Origin of the sequence: Flavobacterium sp. CAN_S2 (assembly GCF_015752255.1) — a bacterium.
Classification (GTDB): domain Bacteria; phylum Bacteroidota; class Bacteroidia; order Flavobacteriales; family Flavobacteriaceae; genus Flavobacterium.
In genome coordinates this window covers 988,671-1,011,606 of record NZ_JADOVA010000001.1, presented here as the reverse complement: position 1 = coordinate 1,011,606, position 22,936 = coordinate 988,671, and the positions used below count along the sequence as shown (strand labels likewise).

At 35.2% G+C, this 22,936-nt stretch carries 24 protein-coding genes and 2 tRNA genes; 19 read left to right on the top strand and 7 right to left on the bottom strand.

From position 1 onward, the window contains the following. Window positions 1-39 precede the first annotated feature (39 nt). Window positions 40-810, top strand: a complete 771-nt coding sequence (locus IWX80_RS04565) for an amidohydrolase (RefSeq protein WP_196852332.1) — start codon at window positions 40-42, stop codon at window positions 808-810. Here the strand turns inward: IWX80_RS04565 and IWX80_RS04560 are convergent. Continuing rightward, on the bottom strand, window positions 807-2,465 hold the full coding sequence (locus tag IWX80_RS04560) for an Ig-like domain-containing protein (RefSeq protein ID WP_196852331.1): 1,659 nt from the start codon (window positions 2,463-2,465) through the stop codon (window positions 807-809). The two genes, IWX80_RS04565 and IWX80_RS04560, sit on opposite strands and share 4 nt — an antisense overlap. A gap of 220 nt (window positions 2,466-2,685) precedes the next feature. On the opposite strand from IWX80_RS04560, the gene mce reads away from it, so the two are divergent. The 3 genes from mce (at window position 2,686) to IWX80_RS04545 (ending at window position 3,731) form a co-directional block, all read left to right on the top strand. After that, entirely contained in the window at window positions 2,686-3,087 is a 402-nt protein-coding gene (mce, locus tag IWX80_RS04555) for a methylmalonyl-CoA epimerase (protein WP_196852330.1), read from the top strand. A gap of 142 nt (window positions 3,088-3,229) precedes the next feature. After that, window positions 3,230-3,303, top strand: a tRNA-Ile gene (locus tag IWX80_RS04550). Window positions 3,304-3,533: 230 nt separating this feature from the next. Beyond that, on the top strand, window positions 3,534-3,731 hold the full coding sequence (locus IWX80_RS04545) for a hypothetical protein (RefSeq protein ID WP_196852329.1): 198 nt from the start codon (window positions 3,534-3,536) through the stop codon (window positions 3,729-3,731). Between the two features lie 32 nt (window positions 3,732-3,763). On the opposite strand, the gene IWX80_RS04540 is transcribed toward IWX80_RS04545, so the two are convergent. Continuing rightward, a complete protein-coding gene (locus tag IWX80_RS04540; protein ID WP_196852328.1) occupies window positions 3,764-4,351 on the bottom strand; it encodes a riboflavin synthase in 588 nt (195 codons plus the stop codon). 58 nt (window positions 4,352-4,409) lie between these two features. Between IWX80_RS04540 and pdxA the strand changes: the two genes are divergently transcribed. From pdxA to IWX80_RS04495, 9 genes are all read left to right on the top strand, one after another. Beyond that, complete coding sequence (gene pdxA / locus IWX80_RS04535) at window positions 4,410-5,459, top strand: 4-hydroxythreonine-4-phosphate dehydrogenase PdxA (RefSeq protein ID WP_196852327.1); 1,050 nt, start codon at window positions 4,410-4,412, stop codon at window positions 5,457-5,459. Window positions 5,460-5,544: 85 nt separating this feature from the next. After that, window positions 5,545-6,087, top strand: a complete 543-nt coding sequence (locus tag IWX80_RS04530; RefSeq protein ID WP_113634148.1) for a YceD family protein — start codon at window positions 5,545-5,547, stop codon at window positions 6,085-6,087. Between the two features lie 9 nt (window positions 6,088-6,096). After that, on the top strand, window positions 6,097-6,291 hold the full coding sequence (gene rpmF / locus IWX80_RS04525) for a 50S ribosomal protein L32 (RefSeq protein WP_007137315.1): 195 nt from the start codon (window positions 6,097-6,099) through the stop codon (window positions 6,289-6,291). Window positions 6,292-6,463: 172 nt separating this feature from the next. Beyond that, window positions 6,464-7,462 (top strand): beta-ketoacyl-ACP synthase III, encoded by a 999-nt coding sequence (locus tag IWX80_RS04520; protein WP_113634147.1) that lies wholly within the window; start codon window positions 6,464-6,466, stop codon window positions 7,460-7,462. A 23-nt stretch (window positions 7,463-7,485) separates the two neighbouring features. Then, a complete protein-coding gene (gene accB, locus IWX80_RS04515; protein WP_196852326.1) occupies window positions 7,486-7,965 on the top strand; it encodes an acetyl-CoA carboxylase biotin carboxyl carrier protein in 480 nt (159 codons plus the stop codon). 98 nt (window positions 7,966-8,063) lie between these two features. Further along, window positions 8,064-9,410 carry an acetyl-CoA carboxylase biotin carboxylase subunit gene (gene accC / locus IWX80_RS04510; RefSeq protein WP_113634145.1) on the top strand — a complete coding sequence of 449 codons (1,347 nt, stop codon included), beginning with the start codon at window positions 8,064-8,066 and terminating at the stop codon, window positions 9,408-9,410. Between the two features lie 265 nt (window positions 9,411-9,675). After that, window positions 9,676-9,972, top strand: a complete 297-nt coding sequence (locus tag IWX80_RS04505) for a hypothetical protein (RefSeq protein WP_196852325.1) — start codon at window positions 9,676-9,678, stop codon at window positions 9,970-9,972. Between the two features lie 33 nt (window positions 9,973-10,005). After that, window positions 10,006-10,296 (top strand): hypothetical protein, encoded by a 291-nt coding sequence (locus IWX80_RS04500; protein WP_196852324.1) that lies wholly within the window; start codon window positions 10,006-10,008, stop codon window positions 10,294-10,296. Window positions 10,297-10,414: 118 nt separating this feature from the next. Further along, on the top strand, window positions 10,415-11,758 hold the full coding sequence (locus tag IWX80_RS04495; RefSeq protein ID WP_196852323.1) for a sigma-54-dependent transcriptional regulator: 1,344 nt from the start codon (window positions 10,415-10,417) through the stop codon (window positions 11,756-11,758). Here IWX80_RS04495 and IWX80_RS04490 read toward each other — a convergent pair. Both IWX80_RS04490 and IWX80_RS04485 read right to left on the bottom strand, forming a co-directional pair. Continuing rightward, window positions 11,755-14,187 (bottom strand): ATP-binding response regulator, encoded by a 2,433-nt coding sequence (locus tag IWX80_RS04490; RefSeq protein ID WP_196852322.1) that lies wholly within the window; start codon window positions 14,185-14,187, stop codon window positions 11,755-11,757. The two genes, IWX80_RS04495 and IWX80_RS04490, sit on opposite strands and share 4 nt — an antisense overlap. A gap of 114 nt (window positions 14,188-14,301) precedes the next feature. Continuing rightward, entirely contained in the window at window positions 14,302-16,203 is a 1,902-nt protein-coding gene (locus tag IWX80_RS04485; protein ID WP_196852321.1) for a S9 family peptidase, read from the bottom strand. 237 nt (window positions 16,204-16,440) lie between these two features. On the opposite strand from IWX80_RS04485, the gene IWX80_RS04480 reads away from it, so the two are divergent. Then, window positions 16,441-17,553: an NAD(P)/FAD-dependent oxidoreductase gene (locus tag IWX80_RS04480; protein WP_196852320.1), complete on the top strand. Its 1,113-nt coding sequence runs from the start codon at window positions 16,441-16,443 to the stop codon at window positions 17,551-17,553. After that, a complete protein-coding gene (mtgA, locus tag IWX80_RS04475; RefSeq protein WP_196852319.1) occupies window positions 17,553-18,299 on the top strand; it encodes a monofunctional biosynthetic peptidoglycan transglycosylase in 747 nt (248 codons plus the stop codon). The genes IWX80_RS04480 and mtgA overlap by 1 nt, the downstream gene beginning before the upstream one ends. A 68-nt stretch (window positions 18,300-18,367) precedes the next feature. Here the strand turns inward: mtgA and IWX80_RS04470 are convergent. Further along, window positions 18,368-18,441 (bottom strand) — tRNA-Ala (locus IWX80_RS04470). 125 nt (window positions 18,442-18,566) lie between these two features. Between IWX80_RS04470 and IWX80_RS04465 the strand changes: the two genes are divergently transcribed. The 4 genes from IWX80_RS04465 (at window position 18,567) to IWX80_RS04450 (ending at window position 21,036) form a co-directional block, all read left to right on the top strand. After that, window positions 18,567-19,334, top strand: a complete 768-nt coding sequence (locus tag IWX80_RS04465) for an enoyl-CoA hydratase/isomerase family protein (RefSeq protein ID WP_196852318.1) — start codon at window positions 18,567-18,569, stop codon at window positions 19,332-19,334. 252 nt (window positions 19,335-19,586) lie between these two features. Beyond that, window positions 19,587-20,051 (top strand): 6-pyruvoyl trahydropterin synthase family protein, encoded by a 465-nt coding sequence (locus tag IWX80_RS04460; protein ID WP_113634136.1) that lies wholly within the window; start codon window positions 19,587-19,589, stop codon window positions 20,049-20,051. A 4-nt stretch (window positions 20,052-20,055) separates the two neighbouring features. Further along, window positions 20,056-20,808: a UDP-2,3-diacylglucosamine diphosphatase gene (locus IWX80_RS04455; RefSeq protein WP_196852317.1), complete on the top strand. Its 753-nt coding sequence runs from the start codon at window positions 20,056-20,058 to the stop codon at window positions 20,806-20,808. Window positions 20,809-20,889: 81 nt separating this feature from the next. Further along, a complete protein-coding gene (locus IWX80_RS04450) occupies window positions 20,890-21,036 on the top strand; it encodes a hypothetical protein (RefSeq protein WP_196852316.1) in 147 nt (48 codons plus the stop codon). Window positions 21,037-21,158: 122 nt separating this feature from the next. Here IWX80_RS04450 and IWX80_RS04445 read toward each other — a convergent pair whose 3' ends face one another. Further along, window positions 21,159-21,515: a hypothetical protein gene (locus IWX80_RS04445; protein ID WP_196852315.1), complete on the bottom strand. Its 357-nt coding sequence runs from the start codon at window positions 21,513-21,515 to the stop codon at window positions 21,159-21,161. Between the two features lie 148 nt (window positions 21,516-21,663). Next, window positions 21,664-22,932 (bottom strand): MFS transporter, encoded by a 1,269-nt coding sequence (locus IWX80_RS04440; protein WP_196852314.1) that lies wholly within the window; start codon window positions 22,930-22,932, stop codon window positions 21,664-21,666. Window positions 22,933-22,936: the final 4 nt, after the last annotated feature.

The following is a 22,936-nucleotide window of genomic DNA, read 5'->3' as shown; positions in this document are numbered from 1 at the left end:
GGTATTGTGATATTTCTTATTTTTATAAAAAATAAAATCATGCAAGTCACCCTGGTCCAAGCTCCTTTAATTTGGGAAAATCCAAAGTCAAATGGCGATTACTTTGAAGCAAGAATCAATTCAATTACTGAGAATGTTGATTTAATTGTTTTACCGGAAATGTTTACGAGCGGCTTTACAATGAATCCCGAACACGTGGCTGAAACTATGGATGGTAAAACAGTAACGTGGCTTAAAGTGTTGGCGAAAGCCAGAAACTGCGCTATCACGGGAAGTTTAGTTATTGCGGAAAATGGGCATTTCTACAATCGATTAGTGTTTGTGTTTCCTTCCGGAGCAATTCAGTTTTATGATAAAAGGCATTTGTTTACTTTGGCTGGCGAAGATAAAGTCTATACAAGTGGTGACCAAAAAATAGTGGTGGATTATTTGGGTTGGAAAATTTGTCCGTTGATTTGTTATGACTTACGATTTCCTGCTTTTTCCAGAAATAGTGAGGATTATGACTTATTGATTTATGTGGCAAGTTGGCCAAAAATAAGAACCAATGCTTGGGATGCTTTATTAAAAGCTAGAGCAATAGAAAACATGAGTTATGCTATTGGTGTCAATAGAATCGGGACTGATGCAAATGGGTACGAATACATTGGTCATTCACAAGCAATCGATTTTCTGGGGAATTATGTATTGAAACCAGAAGAATCTGAAGGTTTTTTTACGGTAGAATTAGATAAAGAAAAAATGTTGGAAACGAGACAAAAATTAGGTTTTTTGAACGACAGAGATTCTTTTGAAATAAAAAATAGCTAGTTCTGGTTTTTCTTATCGGTTTTCTTTTTAGGTTCTGGAATGTAGGGAATGCTCAAATCAAAAATTTGATTTACATCCCAATTAGCGCGGACATCGATTTCCTTGGAGAAATAAATTACTTCTTCGGCCTGGCGTTTTTCTAAATAGTTACCGGAATCCCATTCATTATTTTTGTTGGTGTCATAAATAGCGCGCAAGGTATAAATAGCGGGTTCGATTAAATTAAATGCTATTGTAGTGTTGTTTTCTGTGTATTCAGTTGCTAAAACATCGCCTTTTACATTCGTCAATTCTACAATAACAGGAAATTGTTTGACGTTTTCTAATGTTACGGTAAGATTCCCGCAATCAGCAGTACTATTAGTTTTTAATTTATACGTTAAAGTATCATTTGTTTGTTCAAAAAAATCAGTCAGCGCTCCGGGTAAGAGTTCAAAAGTGTAGTTTTCCGAAGGTTCTTTTTTGAAGTCAAAATATAGTTTTTGATTAAACTCATCGTATTCTGATGTAAAAACTACTGGAGCCTCTGCATTGTTGATTACACTTATTTTCGAATTTTCAATGCGAATTAATGGAGTTGAACTTTCTAGTGTAAAACGCTCACGGAATTTCAAATTGCCGGTTTGGATCGCTGAAATCTTTAAAGTATCTTTTTTCTGGTCTTTGATTTTAAAATTGAAGTTCGTTTCGTATTTGTCTTTGGCTACAGCCAAATTCAGCGAATCAACTTTGATGGGTTTGTACCAGACTTGTAGGGAATCCTTTTTTGGAAATTTAGTAATGATCGTAGACAAGATATCATTGTTGTTTTTTAGTACTATTTTTGGACTTGCAGCCGCAGAATTCACATTGCCTTCGTATCCTAGGAACAGTCTGTTTCCGGATGCTTGGGTTGGTTTAAAAGTTTTGAAAGGGAGTGTTTCCTTGAATAATTCTAACTCATAAAGGGTGTCATTCGGAATAGTAATGAAGTCTTTGCTGAACCCAATTTTGTCTGTTTTTGGATTGTATTTGTTGTTGCTATTGTAGTCTTTCATGGCTACAAGCAGATATTTTCCGGCTTTTAAATTCTCAAAACGAAAAGTTTTAAGGCTATCTAATGTGTTAGTCACATATCTTGGGGTCTCATTATATACTACTGAATCCTTAAAAGTGTCATTCACGTCATAAAGCATAACCGAAACAAATGATTCTACTTCTTTGTCATAGGCGCTTTTTACTGTTCCACCAAGGCTTAAAGAGTCAATATAATTGCCGGTAGAAAATACGTATTTGAATTGATTGAATGGATTTCCTTCATTATTATCAGCGATGCTTTGGCCAAAATTAAAGCTGTAGGTTGTGTTGGGTTGAAGCGTGTCTTTGATTTTTATGGTAATCGTTTTGCTTGCCGTTGTTGGTAAAATCAACGGTTCGTTTTTCATTGGGGGTGAAATGATTAATTGTTTGTTCAAATTTTTCAATTTGATATTCTCGTCAAAGACCAACTTAATTTCATTTCCTTTGAAGTTGGTACTAAAATTTTCAGGGTAACTCATTTTCAAAACAGGCGCTATGGTGTCTTTTAAACCGCCAGTGATGGAGCCTCTTTTTGCACATCCAACAGTAATTAAAAGCAATAGAAAGAAGGTATATTTTAAATTGTTTTTCAACATATCAAATCATAATTAGAATCTACAAAATAACAATTATAATTCATGCAATCGAAATTTTTTATAGAATTATTATGAGCGATTTAATTCCGCTTACTTTTTAGATTGCTTCCCTTTTTTTTGTTTTTAATGTTTAATTTTACATCAGTAAATAGTACAGTAATAGTTAGTAACGGTATTTGAATTTTCAAACGAAAATAGCGTTGCCTTCAAATAATATATAATGAGAAAAATAGAACATATAGGAATCGCTGTTAAAGACTTGGAAGTATCAAATTTAGTTTTCGAAAAACTCTTTGGTGCTCCGGCATATAAATTTGAAGCGGTAGAAAGTGAAGGAGTAACAACTTCTTTTTTTATGAATGGCCCCAATAAAATTGAACTACTCGCAGCAACTAATCCGGATAGTCCAATTGCTAAGTTTCTGGAAAAAAAGGGAGAAGGAATTCATCATATCGCTTTTGATGTTGAAGATATTGTTGCAGAAATAGCGCGTTTGAAAAACGAAGGATTTATAGTCTTGAATGAAATTCCTAAAAAAGGTGCTGATAATAAGCTTGTTGCGTTTTTGCATCCAAAAAGTACGAATGGTGTCTTGATTGAATTGTGTCAGGAAATAAAATAATTTCATGATGGTGAAATGGGTAGTATTCTAATATTCAGTTGGTTTCTGTTTTAAAAAAGCTAATAATAGAACTATATTTAAATCTAAGTCAAAAATATTTGGAGCAAATGAAAAATAGTGGTAATATTGCACACTCTTAACCGGTCCTATAGCTCAGCTGGTTAGAGCACCTGACTCATAATCAGGTGGTCCCTGGTTCGAGCCCAGGTGGGACCACATTTTAAAAAAATCTTTCAATATTTTGAAAGATTTTTTTTGTTTATATTGACTTTTAGCAAATTTTTCATCAAAAAATATGCTTTTGTGAGGAGTATTGTTGTTTTTGTTAAAACTAAGTGCTTATTTTACTGAAAATTATATCTTTTTGTGTATTATACTTTAAGGATAATTTATCTTTTATTTTTCTAATATTTATGAAGTTTTTTAAAAGCGTTTTTTTTACCTTAATGATATTTGTATTAGGCATGATAAATGCTTTTGCAGCCAATCCTGCGCCACCTTCCCCTGTAGGAAGAACACGGCCTCCTCCACCACCTCCTGGATTGCCTATTGATGAAAATATATTGACAATGATGTTAGTTGCTTTGCTATTTGGAATTTACATCATTTATAATTTTAAAATAAAACAAAAAACTCCAATGTAAATTGGAGTTTTTTGTTTTATAAAGTGGAATTATTATTTGTTTGCGTACAATCTGGAAACATATTTTCCTATAACATCAAATTCAAGATTTATTCTTGTGCCTACTTCAAAAGTGTTGAAGTTGGTGTGTTCGTGTGTATAAGGGATAATAGCTACGCTAAACTGATTTTTCTTTGAGTCTACAACTGTCAAACTTACTCCATTTACTGTAATGGAGCCTTTCTCGATGGTGATGTTGTTTAGGTTTTCATCATATTCAAAAGTGTAAAGCCAGCTTCCGTCAGTTTCATCGGCGGTGATGCAGGTTCCTGTTTGGTCCACATGTCCTTGTACGATGTGTCCGTCAAGTCTGTCGCCTAGTTTCATTGCTCTTTCCAGATTGACGCTGTCACCAACTTTCCAATTGGCTAGGTTTGTTTTTTTTATGGTTTCGTCTATAGCTGTTACGGTGTAAGATGTGTCGTTTATGGCAACAACCGTAAGGCATATTCCGTTATGAGCAACGCTTTGGTCAATTTGAAGTTCGCTGGTAATTGATGAATTCATCGTGATGTGCACGTTAGTGTTCTCTTTTTTTATTTCTTGGATGGTGCCAAGGGTTTCTATGATTCCTGTAAACATTTCTTGTTTTATTTTACTAAATTTGCACTTCAAAATTAGCAATAAATAACGGTATGTCATGATGAAAAAAGCAGAAAATATAATCGTAGGAATTTCTATTGGAGATTTAAACGGTATTGGAAGCGAGGTTGTTTTAAAAACATTCGAGGATTCTCGTATGTTAGAGTTGTGTACTCCTGTTATCTTTGCGAATGTTAAGTTGTTGTCTTTTGTAAAAAAAAGTTTTCAATCTACTTCTCTGTTGCATGGCATTGATAAACTAGATCAGATCGTTCCTGGTAAAATTAATGTTTTGAATCTTTGGAGAGAAGGAGTGGACTTGAATCTGGGTGTAAATGATCCAAAAGCAGGAGAGTATGCGATAAAATCATTTGTTGCTGCAACCAAAGCGTTGAAAGAAGGATTGGTTGATGTGTTGGTAACGGCGCCTATAAATAAATATAATATCCAGTCTGAGGAGTTTAAGTTTCCGGGTCATACGGATTATTTAGACCAGGAATTAGAAGGCAATGCACTTATGTTGATGGTTCAGGATAATTTAAGAGTGGGATTGTTGACGGATCATATTCCTTTAAGTGAAGTGGCATCTCATCTTACGGAGGAGCTAATCAAGAAAAAAATTGAAACCGTAAAACAGTCTTTGATTCAGGATTTCAGTATCAATAAGCCTAAAATTGCAGTTTTGGGATTGAATCCACATTGTGGTGACGGTGGAGTTATTGGAACTGAGGATGACTTGATATTAAAGCCTGCATTAAAAAAAATATTTGACAAAGGAACTTTAGTTTTTGGACCTTTTGCTGCAGATGGTTTTTTTGGCAGTAACCAATACGAGAAATACGACGCAGTTATCGCTACTTATCACGATCAGGGATTGATTCCTTTTAAAACATTATCTTTTGGTAAAGGAGTGAATTATACTGCGGGTTTAAATAAAATAAGAACGTCGCCGGATCATGGTACGGCTTATGACATAGCAGGAAAGGGAATAGCGGATTTCAACTCTTTTAAAGAGGCGGTATATCTGGCTTTAGACATTTATCACTCAAGAAATCAACATGCCGAAATCAGTGAGAAACCATTGAAAACAAAAGAAAAGCAGTTGTGAACAAAAAAAAGTGAATAACATTATTAGATTTGCAATAATTTTATATCTTTGCACTCCCGAAGTTTAGGGGCAAATTGTTGTTGAAATGAAGAACACAAAAGAATATTTAATTCCTTTTATAGGATTAAAGCTAGGGAAACATCATTTTGAGTATCAAATCAGTAATGCGTTCTTTGAAATCTTTGATTATAATGAATATCAAAATTCAAATATCAAAGTAAATGTAGTTTTAGAGAAGAAAAGTACGCTGTTAGAGTTGAGTTTTAAGCATAAAGGTGTTGTAAATGTACCTTGTGATCTTACCAGCGAAGATTTTGATATGCCAATCAAAGGCAAAATGAAATTAATCGTTCGTTTTGGTGAAGAATTTAATAATGACAATGAGGAATTGTTAATTTTACCTCACGGAGAATTTGAGATAGATATTGCACAATATATTTATGAAATGATTGTGTTGTCAGTGCCTCTAAGACGTGTTCATCCAGGCATAAAAGACGGAAGTTTACAAACGGAAGCTTTGACTAAGCTGAATGAACTTGCAGTAAAAGAAATAAAAGAAGAAAATAAAGAAGAAGAAAATATTGACCCGCGATGGGACAAATTAAAGCAACTATTAACGGATAAATAATATAGTAAAATGGCGCATCCTAAGAGAAAAATCTCCAAAACAAGAAGAGATAAAAGAAGAACACATTACAAAGCTACTGTAGCACAAATCGCTACTTGTCCTATCACTGGAGAAGCACACTTATACCACAGAGCTTACTGGCATGAAGGTAAAATGTACTACAGAGGGCAAGTTGTTATAGATAAATCTGTAGCTGTTGCTTAATACATTTTTGTAAATGATATTCGAACTCTCACATCGTGAGAGTTTTTTTGTTGTCTATAATTTTAATTAAATAAGAAGTTCCAAATCAATGAGAGTGGAATTTTTTTTGTAAATTTCGAGTCTTTTAAAAAATTTTCAAATGGCAACATTTGGCTAGAAATAAACGCATACGATGAATACAATTACAGCCGCAATTACCGCTGTTGGAGCCTATGTTCCAGACTTTGTACTAACGAACAAAGCTCTTGAAGCTATGGTAGATACCAATGACGAGTGGATCACCTCTCGTACAGGAATAAAAGAAAGAAGAATCCTAAAAGACGATGAAAAAGGAACTTCTTTTTTGGCCATAAAAGCGGCACAAGATTTATTAGCCAAGGCTAATATTGATCCGCTGGAAATAGATTTGTTGATTATGGCAACCGCTACACCGGATATGCCAGTAGCCGCTACAGGCGTATATGTTGCCACTCAAATTGGAGCAACTAATGCTTTTTCTTATGATTTGCAGGCTGCTTGTTCCAGTTTCTTATTTGGAATGTCAACCGCAGCTGCTTACATACAATCCGGTAGATATAAAAAAGTACTTTTAATTGGTGCTGATAAGATGTCCTCAATCGTTGATTATACTGATAGATCAACTTGTATTATTTTTGGAGATGGTGCTGGTGCAGTATTATTCGAACCTAATTATGAAGGATTAGGATTGCAAGACGAATACTTGCGCAGTGACGGAATTGGCAGGGATTTTTTAAAAATTGATGCTGGAGGTTCACTTCACCCAACTTCTATTGATACAATAAAAGAAAAAAGGCATAATATTATACAAGATGGGAAAACGGTATTTAAATATGCTGTGACAAATATGGCTGATTCAAGCGAATTAATTTTGAAAAGAAATAATTTGACAAATGAAGATGTAGATTGGTTAGTTCCTCATCAAGCCAATAAACGTATCATCGATGCAACAGCAAATAGAATGAATCTAGAAGATTCTAAAGTGCTGATGAATATCGAAAAATATGGAAATACCACTTCTGCTACTTTACCATTAGTACTTAGCGATTTTGAACATTTATTCAAAAAAGGAGACACTATAATTTTGGCAGCTTTTGGTGGAGGATTCACATGGGGTTCTATTTATCTAAAATGGGCGTACGACAAAAAATAAATTTAAACTAAAAACAAATAATTATGGATTTAAAAGAAATTCAAAATCTTATCAAGTTTGTAGCAAATTCAGGAGTTGCAGAAGTTAAGTTGGAGATGGATGATGTAAAAATCACTATCAGAACAACTTTAGAAGGAAATGTAACAGAAACCACGTATGTTCAGCAAATGCCTGCTCAAGCACCACTTCAGCAAGCGGCAGTTCCTCAGCAAATTGCTCCAGTAGCAGCTGCTCCAGAAGCTCCTGTAGTAGAAAATGCTCATTACATCACTATAAAATCACCAATTATTGGAACTTTTTACAGAAAACCATCTCCAGATAAACCAATGTTTGTTGAAGTAGGTAAAACAATTTCTAAAGGTGACGTTCTTTGTGTAATCGAAGCAATGAAATTATTTAATGAAATTGAATCTGAAGTTTCTGGTAAAATCGTAAAAATATTGGTTGACGATATGTCGCCAGTAGAGTTTGACCAACCTTTATTCTTAGTAGATCCATCATAAGAAATTATAAATTATAAATTATAAATTTTGAATGATGAGTTTTCGTTATTTGAAATAATTTAAAATTTAAAATTCAACATTTAAAATTTCAAAAAAAGATGTTTAAAAAAATATTAATTGCAAATAGAGGGGAAATTGCGTTACGCGTAATTAGAACGTGCAAGGAAATGGGTATCAAAACAGTTGCCGTTTATTCTACTGCTGATGCCGAAAGTCTACACGTTAAGTTTGCTGACGAAGCGGTTTGTATAGGACCACCTCCAAGCAACTTGTCCTATTTGAAGATGTCAAATATAATTGCCGCTGCCGAAATTACAAATGCAGATGCGATACATCCAGGATATGGATTTCTTTCTGAAAATTCTAAATTTTCTAAAATTTGTCAAGAACATGGTATCAAATTCATTGGAGCTTCTCCTGAAATGATTGATAGAATGGGAGACAAAGCTTCTGCTAAAGCGACTATGATTGAAGCAGGCGTTCCTTGTGTTCCCGGTTCAGTAGGAATTTTAGAATCGTATGACCAAGCCCTACAATTATCAAGAGATTTTGGTTTTCCAGTAATGCTTAAAGCTACTGCTGGTGGTGGTGGAAAAGGAATGCGTGCGGTTTGGAAAGAAGATGAATTATTAAAAGCTTGGGAAGGTGCCCGTCAGGAATCTGCTGCAGCTTTTGGTAATGACGGAATGTACCTGGAGAAATTAATCGAAGAGCCTCGTCATATCGAAATTCAAGTTGTGGGTGATGCTTACGGAAAAGCATGTCACCTTTCTGAAAGAGACTGCTCTGTACAAAGACGTCATCAGAAATTAACTGAAGAAACTCCATCTCCATTTATGACCGAAGAATTGCGTCATAAAATGGGAGAAGCAGCAGTTAAAGCTGCCGAATATATTAAGTATGAAGGAGCCGGAACTGTAGAATTCCTAGTGGATAAGCACCGTAATTTCTACTTTATGGAAATGAATACGCGTATCCAAGTGGAGCATCCTATTACGGAACAGGTTATTGATTATGATTTAATTCGTGAGCAAATTCTTGTTGCAGCTGGAGTAGCAATTTCAGGTAGAAATTATTTACCGCAGTTACACGCTATAGAATGTCGTATTAACGCGGAAGATCCTTACAATGATTTCCGTCCATCTCCGGGGAAAATCACTACGTTGCATATGCCAGGAGGACACGGTGTACGTTTAGATACACATGTGTATTCTGGGTATACTATTCCGCCAAATTATGATTCAATGATTGCAAAACTTATTACTACAGCTCAATCTCGCGAGGAAGCAATTAGTAAGATGAGAAGAGCCTTAGATGAATTCGTTATTGAAGGTATAAAAACGACCATTCCTTTTCACAGACAGTTAATGGATGATCCTCGTTACATATCAGGAGATTATACAACTGCATTTATGGATACTTTCAAAATGAACGATCCAGAATAGAAATTATACAATTACGTTAAAGAACCTTGCAGTGATGCAAGGTTTTTTTTGTTTAAAACAGTTTCTGATGCGACCTATTTTGTGTAAAAATTATACAGGTTACTCAGTTGATTACCCACTTTTCCCAAATATAAAAAATTATTAAATTTTGAAAAACGTTGTTTTTAAAGGGTTTACGACTCTTTTGTGTAGCGTTTGAAGAATGGTATGATTATTCTATTATACTAAACAACAATAACAAATAAATAATTTAAAAACACATATCATGAAAAAATTAATTTTATCCGCAGCAATCGTTTTAGGAAGTTTATCAACTTATGCAGCTTCAGTTCCAAATACCAATGAGGTTACAAAAACGGTAACGGTTCAAGAAGAATATACCGAAGTGAAACTTGAAGAAGTTCCAGTTGCTATAACTGAGGCTTTGAAGGCGACTTACCCTAGTGCGATTTTAGACAAAGCATATATTAATGCCAAAAAAGAGTACAAATTAGATGTAACTCTTGGAGACAAAAAAGGAAATCTGTTTGCAGATGAAACAGGAAAATGGATTCAGAAATAAAAGATTAAATAATAGCAATTAAAATAAAATAGTATGAAAAAATTACTCTTATCAGCAGCAATCGTTTTAGGAAGTTTATCAAGTTATGCGGGAGAAGTTCCAACAGAGCAGGTACAAAATCAATCTTCAGTTTTTCAAGAAGGATATATTGAAGTTGAAACAGTTCCTGATGCAGTAAAAAAAGCTTTGGAAACTGCCTATCCTGGAGCGGTTCTAGGAAAAGCATACATCAATGAAAAAAAAGAATACAAACTAGAAATCACAGTTAAAGACCAAAAAGCTACTGTTTACGCGGATGCTGCTGGGAACTGGATAAATAAATAATTTGGGGAAATTTTTATTTTTAAAAAGAGAGATTGTTTTAACAGTCTCTCTTTTTTTTGCAAAAAATTATGAGAATACAATTTAAATAACTTTATTTTAGCATTAAAGTTAAAATGTAATGACTAAAATTTTATTGATTGAAGATGATGTAGCTTTTTGTAAATTATTAGAAAAATTTCTGATAAAAAAATCCTTTGAGGTAACGACAGCATTTTCAGCTGCGGAAGCGAAATCTAAAATAAAAAATACTGAATTTGATCTAATTATCACGGATTTAAGACTTCCTGATTATGATGGAATTCTACTTATGACTGAAATAAAAGCTACTCATCCTGCTGTTCCAGTGTTATTAATGACTGGATATTCGGATGTGAGTACTGCTGTAAAAGCGATAAAAAATGGCGCAGCAGATTATATCTCCAAGCCTTTCAATCCAGAAGAAGTGCTTTTGGTTATCAATAATGCCCTTCATTACGAGAATAAAGAACCTAATAATGTTGCTTCAATTTCTAAAAGTAAAAAGCAAGCAACAAAAAAAGAAGAAAATAAATTTGTTAAGGGAATTTCTAAAGCTTCCCAAAAACTTGCTGAGTACATCCAATTGGTCAGTCCAACAAATATGTCGGTTTTAATTATCGGCGAAAGTGGAACAGGAAAAGAAGTAATTGCCAAAAGTATTCATGAAAATAGCTCGAGAAAAAACACTAATTTCATTGCGGTTGATTGTGGTTCCATTCCAAAAGAGCTGGCTGCGAGTGAATTTTTTGGACATGTAAAAGGATCTTTTACGGGTGCAATTCAGGATAAAATAGGTTTTTTTGAAGCAGCAAATGGAGGGACTATATTCTTGGATGAAATAGGAAATCTTTCTTATGAAAACCAAATACAATTGTTGCGCGCTTTACAGGAAAGAAAAATTAAACCCGTGGGTAGTAATAAAGAAATCGACGTCGATATCAGAATTATTACCGCAACAAATGAAGATTTGCGAGAAGCAGTAAAAAAAGGTGATTTCCGCGAAGATTTGTATCACAGAATCAACGAATTCTCTATTCATTCACCTTCATTAAAAGAAAGGAATGAAGATTTAATGCTCTTTTCAGATTTTTTTCTGGAAAAATCAAATCAGGAATTAAACAAAAATGTCCTCGGATTTTCATCTGAAGTGATGACTATTTTTCAAAATTATAGATGGCCTGGAAATCTTAGGGAACTTCAAAACTGTATCAAAAGAGCAACACTTTTAACACAAGGAGATTTTGTTGAAAAAGCGGCGCTTCCGGCTGAATTTTTTCAAAATGAAGAAAAAGTAACCACTGATTTTTCTTTGTCAGAAAATGAAAAAGAAACTATCATGGAAGCTTTAAATAAAACGAATAATAATAAAACGGAGGCGGCAAAATTGCTTAAAATCAACAGAAAAACATTGTACAATAAATTGAAATTGTACAATATTAATTAATTTTTTTCCTTTACTAGATGAACAAATAGAGCCGTTATTTTATTTTTTAAATCGGAAACAGAATTTTTAATTACATCAAAAGAAAGATCCTGAAGTTCCAGTTGGTCTAAAATTGTACTAATATCCAATGCTTTTATCTGCTTGAACATTGGATTCATTTTATGGGCGATATTTTTTATTTCCTCAAAATTGCTTTCAGTCGCAGCTCTTTCTAATTCATTTAAACTTTCTATTGTATTCGTCATAAACGATTCTAAAATTTCTTTCAAAGCTTCTTTATCATCTGATAAGAATGATTTGAGGGGTTTCAATGTGTACTTTTTTGATGTTTTTTTAGGATGATTCATCGCAGGTACAACTGCAGGAATTTCACTATTATCGAGTATAGCTTTGATGGTTTCCAAAACAGTTTTTGGAGTGTATGGTTTCCTGATAACGGTTGTAAATCCAGAATTTTGGTAGTGTTCTAAATCGATATCATTTCTTCCCGTTACCGCAATGGCAGGCTGGTTTTCATAATTGGAGATGGTTTTATTTTGTAATTCATTCAAAAATGAAAAACCATCCATAACTGGCATCTGAATATCAGTAATGATGAAGTCGAAAGAATTGTTTTTTATCCAAGAAAGCGCATCTTGTGCCTTGTCAAAAGGGAAAACAACATATTGATGCTGGCGCAAAACTTCTGTAGTCAACTGTAATAAACTTTGATCGTCATCAATAATAATTGCGGTGTATTGCTTTTTTGAGATTTCGATAGGTGTTTCACTACGAGATAATTGGGGATCAAAAATTAACGGAATTTGGATTTCAAAAATACTTCCAGTGCCCAGTTTACTTTTCAAACGCAATTCACCGCCTAAAATAGCGACCATTTTTCTGGAAATCGTAAGGCCCAAACCTGTTCCTCCATATTTTTTTTCTATTTTTTCATCGGCTTGCGTAAATTCTTCAAAAATTAATTGCTGGTTCTTTTCTGCAATTCCAATACCGGAATCTTCGATTAGTATAATTATTGTATTGGTTTCTGAATGAACGTTAGCCTCTATTTTTATAAATCCCTCTTCGGTAAATTTGAAAGCATTCCCAATGATATTAGATAATATTTGTCTTAAGCGAAACGGATCTCCAATTATTTTTTGGTGTAGTTTAGGGTCAATTTCAATGATGAGTTGTATCGGTTTTTGAATGTAAACGGATTGAATACTGTTGCTTACTTCGGTGATGATATCAGGTAAAGAGAATGCAATTTTTTCAATAGAGATTTTTCCGGCTTCGATTTGCGTGAAATCCAATAAGTCCTGAACCAGTTTTGAAATATAATCCGAGGAACCCTTGATGCTCTTGGTAAAGTGCAATTGCTTGGTGTTTAAATCTGAATTACCAAGCAGTTCAGTATACCCAATAATAGTGCTTAAAGGCGTTTTTAAATCATGGCTTACCGTTGAAATAAGTTGCTCTCTGCTGGTAAGCAATTTTTTAGCCTTAAGATTAGCAGCCTCCAATTGTTTCTTGTAAGATTGTGTCTTAGAAAAATCATTCAATATTAAAATCAGAAAAAACAATGTCAGCAGTAATCCAATTATCGCTGCGGTAGTAACAATTTGATTGGTTTTTTTTAAAGATTTCTCTCTTCCTAAATAGCTTTTGGTGGTGTTAAGAATAATCTCTCGTTCTATAATCCCAAGAACTTTTCTCAATTGGTCCGAGATTAAAAGTTCATTTTGGAGCAATTTGTTTTCTTCAAGACTCAATAGTTTTTTCTTATTTGCAGTCTCTTTTTGTACTTCATTCACCAACATTTTTGAAACGGATAAAATAGAATCAGAGGCCTTTTTACTTAACGTGTTGGTACTGTCATCAGGAATGTTTTGATTGAGATAGGCAACATATTTCTTGAGTACATTGCGCTCATAATCTCCCATCATTGCAGGGTTTTTTACAAAATCTTCTAATTGAAGTTTCCGCATCGAAGACTCCATTTTTGTCAAATCGGAGATGGCATTACTGACTGCGATTTCATCTTCGGTTTTGTTTTTTATAGCTTTTAATTGCTGAATGTTCTGGATTTTTTTGGACAATAAAACCTGTACACTGTCCAGTAATGTGATTTGATATGGAGTAGAAACCGCAGCTTTCAAGGAATCAATGTCAACTTTCAGTGCTTTCGTCTTTGCAACATAATTTTTGAAATCTTTTTCAGATTCAGACTGAATAGCGATTCTGGCCAGACTTTCTGTTTTGTATAAATCTGATAAGACATTGCTGACCTTCAAAATAGACCCGTTTTTCTCCGTAAAACTTCTTTCAGTTGAAGAAAAACTCTTGTTTTCAGAATATAGAAACCAGCCAACGCTTCCAAAAAGCAGTACTAAAACTACGTAGCTTACGAAAACTTTTATCGGAATGTAGCTTTTTTTATTGTCCATTTTTCAAAGATAAAAATTAGAAAAGGCTTTAAAGTTAAGATATTCAAAATATTTTGAAGGGAACAAAAAAACCTCACCGGTGAGTGAGGTTTAATTTCTTTTATAAGTTTGAATCTACAAGGTTTCTTTCAGCCATTTGAAAAATTCACCTTGCCAAACCTGGGCATTTTGTGGTTTCAGCACCCAGTGGTTTTCTTCTGGAAAATACAAGAATCTACTTTTTATGCCACGCAATTGTGCTGCTTGAAAAGCTTCTTGACCTTGTCCAATTGGTACACGAAAATCTTTTCCGCCCTGAATAATTAAAATAGGTTTGTTCCATTTTTCCACTAAAGTCATTGGATTAAAAGTCGTGTAGGCTTTTTGAGCTACAACATTGTCTTTCTCCCAATATGCACCACCAAAATCCCAGTTGCTAAAGAAAACTTCCTCAGTAGTTCCAAACATGCTTTGGGTATTGAAAACGCCATCGTGGGCAATAAATGTTTTGAATCGGTTGTTGTGTATTCCCGCTAAATAGAAAACGGAATATCCTCCGTAACTAGCGCCAACGCATCCTAAACGAGTCGCATCAACATATTTTTCCTTTGCTACGTCATCAATCGCTGATAGGTAATCGTCAATCACTTGTCCACCCCAGTCTTTGCTGATTTGCTCATTCCATTCTACACCGTGACCCGGCATTCCGCGACGGTTTGGAGCCACGACAATATAGCCGTTGGCAGCCATCAACTGCAAATTCCATCGGTAGGAATAAAACTGTGTCAACGCAGATTGTGGTCCACCTTGACAGTATAAAAGCGTTGGATATTTTTTTGTGGCGTCAAAATTAGGTGGGAGAACGACCCATACCAACATTTTTTTGCCATCCGTAGTCGTTACATATCTTCTTTCTGTTTTGCTAAGCGCCAATGAATTATAGGTTGTCGAATTGACATTGGAAAGTTGTTTCCAAGTATTTTTGTTTAAATTATATGAAAAAATTTCCGCCGCATGATTCATGTCGGTTTTCGTTACGATGATGTTATCGCCAGAGAAACCAACTAAATCATTGACATCAAAATCGCCAGTTGTGATTTGGCGAACAGTGATTGCTATTTTGGTCAGACCTGGAAAATTAACTTCAAACAATTGTTTGGTTCCGTCTATCGGCGCCACAAAATAGATTTTTTTCCCGTCAGGACTCCAAATGAAATGATCAACTGTTCCGTCCCAATTCGCCGTTAAGTTCATTTTCATGCCTTTGAAACTCACTATCAGGTCGTTTTTATCGGCTTCATAACCGTCGCGTTTCATTTGCAACCAAGTCAAATTTCCTGTTGGAGAAAATTGTGGCGCGGTATCATATCCTAGGTTTTCCTCGGTTCTATTGCTGGTTTTTCCTGTTTCTAGATTGTATTCGAAAATATTGGTGTTGGTGGATACAGCATAATCGGTTCCTGCTTTTTTCTTGCTGACGTATAAGATGCTTTTGCTGTCTGGCGACCAAATATAATCTTCGTCTCCACCAAAAGGTTTTTGTGGACTGTCAAAATTTTCGCCTTTCATAATGTCAATTCCCACTGCGCCTTCTTTGTTTTCTTTGTAAAAAACATGATTGTATTTGCCTTCGTTCCAAGTATCCCAATGGCGGTAATTCAATCCGTCGTAGATTTGAACGTCTGATTTTTCCAGTTCCGGATAAAAATCTTTTCCGTGAACTTTTTCGATTTTTACTTCTTCATTATAGACGATATATTTCCCGTTCGGAGAAGTATTTTTGTCTTTTAATAAGTCTTTGGTATCTTTTACTTCGGTTGGATTTCCTCCATTTACGGACAAAGTATAGAATTTTGAGTCCGATTTGTTTTCTTGAACCGAAGGAGTCGTTACTTTATAAACTACATTTTTTCCATCTTTGGAAATACCTAAAGGAGTGACTCTTCCTAGTTTCCAGAGCAGTTCCGGAGTCATTACATTTTGCGCCATAGCAGTTAAACTCATCATTAATAAGGGTATAAACAGTATTTTTTTCATTGTATTAATTGATTTTTTCGAATGCTAAAATTAGCCAATTTAAATTGATGTTTTTTCGTTTTTAACACTTGCTTTTTAGCCCCGATAAAAGTGGAAATCCTTTCTGGTCTTGAACTTTTTTCAGGATTCTGAAACAAGTTCAAGACTAGAAAGATTGAAACGGAGAGCGGGATTAGCTCCTGAAATAAATTGAGAATAAATCCAAAAAATTATTAATTTTATGAAAAATATTTGGACATGGATTTGAGCTATTGGGAATTAAAAAACTGGTTTACTGATGTCGATTACACCATCGTAGGAAGCGGTATTGTGGGCTTGCACGCTGCATTGCGCTTGCGCGAAAGATTCCCGGAAAGTAAAATTCTGGTATTGGAAAAAGGGATATTGCCACAAGGCGCAAGTACTAAAAATGCAGGTTTTGCATGTTTTGGTAGCCTTTCAGAAATAATAGATGATTTAAAGTCACATTCGGAAGAAGAAGTAATTCATCTTATCCAAAAACGTTGGAAAGGATTGCAATTGTTGCGAAAAAGACTCGGTGATGGCACGATAGATTTCAAACCTTATGGCGGATATGAGTTATTTTTAAAAGACGATGAAAGTTGTTACAGTGAATGTGTCGGGAAATTACCATTCATCAATGAAATTTTAAGACCTCTTTTCAAAGCGGATGTTTTTGCCAAAGAAGTAGATCGTTTTGGATTTGGCGGGATACAGGAATATTTAGTTTTCAATCCTTTTGAAGCACAGATTGATACCGGAAATATGATACAGGCGTTATTGAAAGAAGCGGTTTCTAAAAATATTTTAATTCTAAACCAACAAACTGTTACCTCTTATTTCGACAAAGGAAATAGAGTGGAAGTTGCGCTTGGCGATTTCAGTTTTAGTACTAAAAAAATATTGTTTGCGACTAATGGTTTTGCAAACGGATTGACAAATGGAGCTGTTAAACCAGCCAGAGCACAGGTTTTAATCACAGAGCCCATTAAAAATTTAGACATAAAAGGAACTTTTCACCTTGATAGAGGGTATTATTATTTTAGGAATATTGGCGACAGAATACTATTGGGCGGAGGAAGAAACCTGGATTTTGAGACGGAAAACACAACCGAATTTGGACAAACAGAAATCGTCCAAAATAAATTGGAACAATTATTAAAAGAAGTAATTTTGCCGAATCAAGATTTCCATATTGCACACCGTTGGAGCGGGATTATGGGTATTGGCAATAGTAAGAATCCTATCGTTTCACAACTGTCCGATAATGCCTACTGTGGCGTACGATTGGGTGGAATGGGAGTGGCAATAGGAAGTTTAATTGGAACAGAATTAGCAGATTTAGTATAATGGCAACGAAAATAACACCAAGAAAATCAAGACAACCCGTTAAAAAAGAACCGACCTCTTTTATGAGCAAACTAACCCGTTTTTTATTCAAAGCATTGCTATGGTTCTTTGGACTCTCTTTATTTTTTGTGGTATTTTTTAAATTTGTCCCCGTTCCGTTTACGCCTTTAATGGTGATTCGGGCGATTGAAAATAAAGCTGCCGGAAAAGAAGTTTTTTTCAGCCACGACTGGGAACCAATTGAAAATATCTCGATGAATCTTCAAAAAGCCGTAATCGCCAGTGAAGATGGAACGTTCCTGAAACACAATGGTTTTGATTTTGTCGCCATGCAAAAAGCTTATAAAAGCAATGAAAGAGGTCGAAGAATTAAAGGTGGAAGTACCATATCACAACAAACAGCCAAAAATGTTTTTCTTTGGCAAGGCCGAAGTTATTTAAGAAAAGGACTTGAAGCTTATTTTACGGTTCTGATTGAAATTATTTGGGGTAAAGAACGCATCATGGAAGTGTACTTGAATAGTATCGAAATGGGAAATGGTGTTTATGGAGCACAAGCGGCTGCAGAACATTGGTACCGAAAAGATGCATCGAGTCTTACACCGATGCAGGCAGCTGGAATTGCTGCGATATTACCCAATCCTAGAAAATATTCGGCAACCAGTTCTTCCTCGTATATCAACAGACGAAAAGCTAAAATCGTGCGCGTGATGCGAACTGTTGGAAAAATAGATTATTCGAAATAGTTGTCTTTGATTATAAAAATAAAAAAAACCGTAAACTCTTACTTAAAAGATTTTACGGTTTTGTTTTGTGGAGAATACCGGATTCGAACCGGTCACCCCTTGCCTGCCAGGCAAGTACTCTAGCCAAATGAGCTAATCCCCCAAACGTGTTCGCAAATATAACATATAAATTTTCCAAAAAGCAAATTTCAAATTACAAATCTATTCTATTTGAAAAAAAGCCAAATCCTACTTTACTTTTTTTAACTTTACATCAAAATCCCCGCTATGGTATCAGAAAACCCAACAGGTTCGCTCTTCACAACAATCGAAAATAAAATCGCAACCCTTTCATTTGGTCATCCTTCGAGCAATTCTTTTCCAAGAGAATTGTTAGATCGTTTAACGAATGAGTTCGCTGTTTTGAGTTCAAATCCAGCTGTTTCGGTGATTGTTATTCAAAGTGAAGGCTCGGGAGCTTTTTGTGCAGGCGCTTCTTTTGATGAACTTTTGGCCGTTTCGGATGAAGCCGCAGGAGCCCATTTTTTCTCTGGATTTGCACATTTAATCAATGCCATGCGTTCGTGTTCTAAGCTTATTGTGGGCCGAGTTCACGGAAAAGCAGTAGGCGGCGGTGTAGGAATTGCATCCGCTTGTGATTATGTCTTAGCTACAAAAAACGCATCAATAAAACTATCGGAATTGGCCATCGGAATTGGTCCCTTTGTAATAGAACCTGTAGTTTCCAATAAAATCGGAAAGACGGCAATGGCCGAAATGACGCTGGCAGCTCAAGAATGGAAAACCGCTGATTGGGCCGCAGCCAAAGGATTGTACGCCAATACTTTTGAAACCGTCGAAGAACTGGATGCCGCAATAGCTGATTTCAGCGCTAAATTATCCAGTTATAATCCCGAAGCTTTACTGGAAATGAAAAAAGTGTTGTGGGAAGGAACGCAACATTGGGACACATTATTGTTGGAACGTGCCGCTATTTCGGGTAAATTGGTGTTGTCTGATTTTACCAGAAAAGCGTTGTCCCAATTCAAAAAGTAATTTTTTCAGGATTAATTCTGAATTTTTTTCAGGAGCTATTTCCTGCTGTTCACTATATCTTTTTATAAGGTGAAGAAAAATCACCTTATAAAAAGGATGCCGTTTCCATCAGGGCTAGAACATTTGGGAACTATCAAATTCAGATTATAAGCAAAATAATTCCATACTATCTCCCTCTCTCTTGGGGAGGGGAAAGATTTACATCACATTTCTCATATCAATTTGCTAAATTTGCATCAAAATTAAACTCCGATGAGCAATATCAGAATTACAAAACAATTTAGTTTCGAAACCGGACACGCCTTATACGGGTATGACGGGAAATGTAAAAATGTTCACGGACATAGTTATAAATTGTCAGTAACAGTAATTGGAACTCCAATTACGGATCGTTCCAATGTAAAATTTGGAATGGTGATTGACTTCACGGATTTAAAGAAAATTGTAAAAGAAGAAATTGTAGATCAATTTGACCATGCGACAGTTTTCAACGGAACAACGCCGCATATCGAATTGGCAAATGAATTAATGACCCGCGGACACCACGTTATTTTGGTAGATTACCAGCCAACTAGTGAAAATATGGTAGTCGATTTTTCTCAAAGAATCATCAATAGATTACCGCAAGGAATCACGCTTTTTTCCTTAAAATTACAGGAAACCGAATCTTCTTTTGCAGAATGGTTTGCCAGTGATAATATGAAATCCATACTGTAAATTCATGCAATTACCCCATAACAAAAAAATATATTTCGCCTCCGATCAACATTTTGGCGCACCAACACCTGAATTGAGTTTTCCTAGAGAACAAAAATTCGTGGCTTGGCTCGACGAGGTAAAAGGCGATGCAGAAGCTATTTTTCTGTTGGGCGATTTATTTGATTTTTGGTTCGAATACAAAACCGTAGTCCCAAAAGGATTTATTCGTGTTTTAGGCAAACTCGCAGAAATCCGAGACAGCGGAATCCCTATTTATTTCTTTGTGGGAAACCATGATTTATGGATGGCCGATTATTTCCAGAAAGAACTGAATATTCCTGTGTTTCATGACAATCAAGAATACACTTTTGGAGATAAAACATTCCTTATTGGCCACGGAGACGGAAAAGGTCCGGGTGATTTAGGATACAAACGCATGAAAAAGGTGTTTACAAATCCGTTTTTCAAATGGCTTTTTAGATGGCTTCATCCGGATATTGGCGTCAAACTGGCGCAATATCTTTCCGTAAAGAACAAACTTATTTCTGGTGATGAAGATGTAACCTTTCTTGGCGAAGACAACGAATGGCTGATTCTCTATTCCAAAAGGAAACTGGAAACCAAACACTACAATTACCTTATTTTTGGCCACCGCCATTTGCCTATGAAAGTAACCGTAGGAGAAAATGCAGAGTATGTGAATCTGGGTGACTGGATTACGTATTTTACCTATGGCGTTTTTGATGGCGAGAATTTTGAGATTAAAAAGTATTAAAATCATTATAAAAATTAAATTGTGAAAGCTGAAAATAAGGTGTCTAAATTCTTTTTTTTACTTGGGTCAATATTGCTACTAATGGGGATGTTATCTGTAGACTTAGATGATTTTTCATTTGAAATCAATAAAGGACCATATAGAAATATCATCCTTGGAGCTTTATTTTTAATGATTGGCTTGTACAAAGTTTACAAAGAGAAAAATACCAATCAGATTAAAGAGTAGTTAGTTGAAGAAACTCCACACAATTATGGATTCAAATTTGTTATGCTGTAAGCTTCTTTCAACGGAGGTGAGAGTGTTTCGTTCGTGTATACAAAAAATGCTTAGATAGTTAGTGAAATAAACTAATTCATTCCCTCGCCATATAAATAATCATCCAAATTTATTTTAAACAAAGTGCCTTCCACCAAGTCTTTTACGGCATCTAATTCTTCCATAGAAACGGCTAAGTCAATTTGGGAACAAGGCGTTTTTAGTAAAAATTTGTGGCATTTGTTTTTCAGTTCACAATCGTCGCAACATTTATTTTGGATATAGCTGTCCTCAATACAGCGCTTAAATAGTTGCAGTTCTTGTTTGGTAAAATAAAAACCCATTTCTCTAAAAACAAGTTGGACTTTGTCCAATACTAAATCATTATTCTTTCTCCAGTAAAAAGCGGTGCCTAAATTGTTATGATATATTTGTTTTATTTCTTGCATCTGTCATCAGTTTGAAACAAATATAAGTATTATTTATATTTGTTCTAAATAATAAAACATAAAAAAGGCATAAAAAAGTCGGTAAGTAATCTTGAGATTATTTTACCGACTTGCTATAGGAAGTGTTTTTTTCTAAAAAAACTATTTATTACTCGCTCTTTTCGTGTTCTTCAATATCTTTTTGTAAGTCCAGTTTTCTAAAAGTAGGCGATACGGCTCCGGTAAGAAACACGGTAATCAGTGTCATGCTTCCGCCAAAGACCACTGCGCTAACAGTTCCCATCAGCTTCGCAGTTAATCCGCTTTCAAAAGCACCCAATTCATTAGATGAACCTACAAATATTGAATTCACGGCAGCTACTCGGCCTCGCATGTGATCTGGAGTCTTCAATTGCAAAATAGTTTGGCGTATCACCACCGAAATCCCATCGAAAACACCGCTAAAAAATAAAGCTGCAACGGACAACCAAAAAATAGAAGAAAGTCCAAAAACGATAATACAAATCCCAAACGCAAAAATAGCCGACAACAATTTCATACCCGCATTTTTAGTAAAAGGAATATATGCTGAGATTATTAACATCAAGAAAGCGCCAACAGCCGGAGCGGCTCTCAAAACACCAAATCCCTGCGGTCCCACTTTCAAAATATCTTGTGCAAAAATTGGCAACAACGCAACGGCTCCGCCAAAAAGAACGGCAATCATGTCCAGTGATAAAGCACCGAAAATAGTCTTATTATTGAACACAAATTTCACACCTTCTTTCAAACTTTCCATAATGGGTTCGCCAATTTTTGGATTCAAAATAGGCTTCGTTGCAATTTGGGTTAAAGCGATTAACGCTAAAAGCGAACATCCCAAAACGATGGACATTGACCAGTGAACGCCAATCCAATTGATTGAAAAACCAGCTACTGCTGGACCTAAAACCGAACTTATTTGCCAAACGGAACTGCTCCAGGTGGCAGCATTTGGATATATTTTTTTTGGGACAATCAATGCCAAAAGAGAAAATATCGTCGGACCAAGAAAAGCACGAACCAATCCTCCCAAAAACACGAAAAAGTAAATGGAATATAAAATAGTTTGAGTAGAAAAATCTTTTATAAACGGTGGCCACGTAAATAAAAACAAGCCCAAACTGATGATTGAAAACCCTAAAATACATTTGAAAAGCAATCCTTTTTTCTCTTTTTGATCCACAATGTGTCCGGCAAACAAAGCCATCGAAATCGCCGGAATAACTTCCATTAATCCGATGATTCCTAATGATAACGGATTTTTGGTCAAACTGTATACTTCCCATTCAATGACGATGAATTGCATCGACCATCCAAAAACCATAGCAAAACGCAGCAATAAAAAAATATTGAATTCTTTATAACGCAGAGCAGCGTATGGGTCATTTTTTTTCATAATA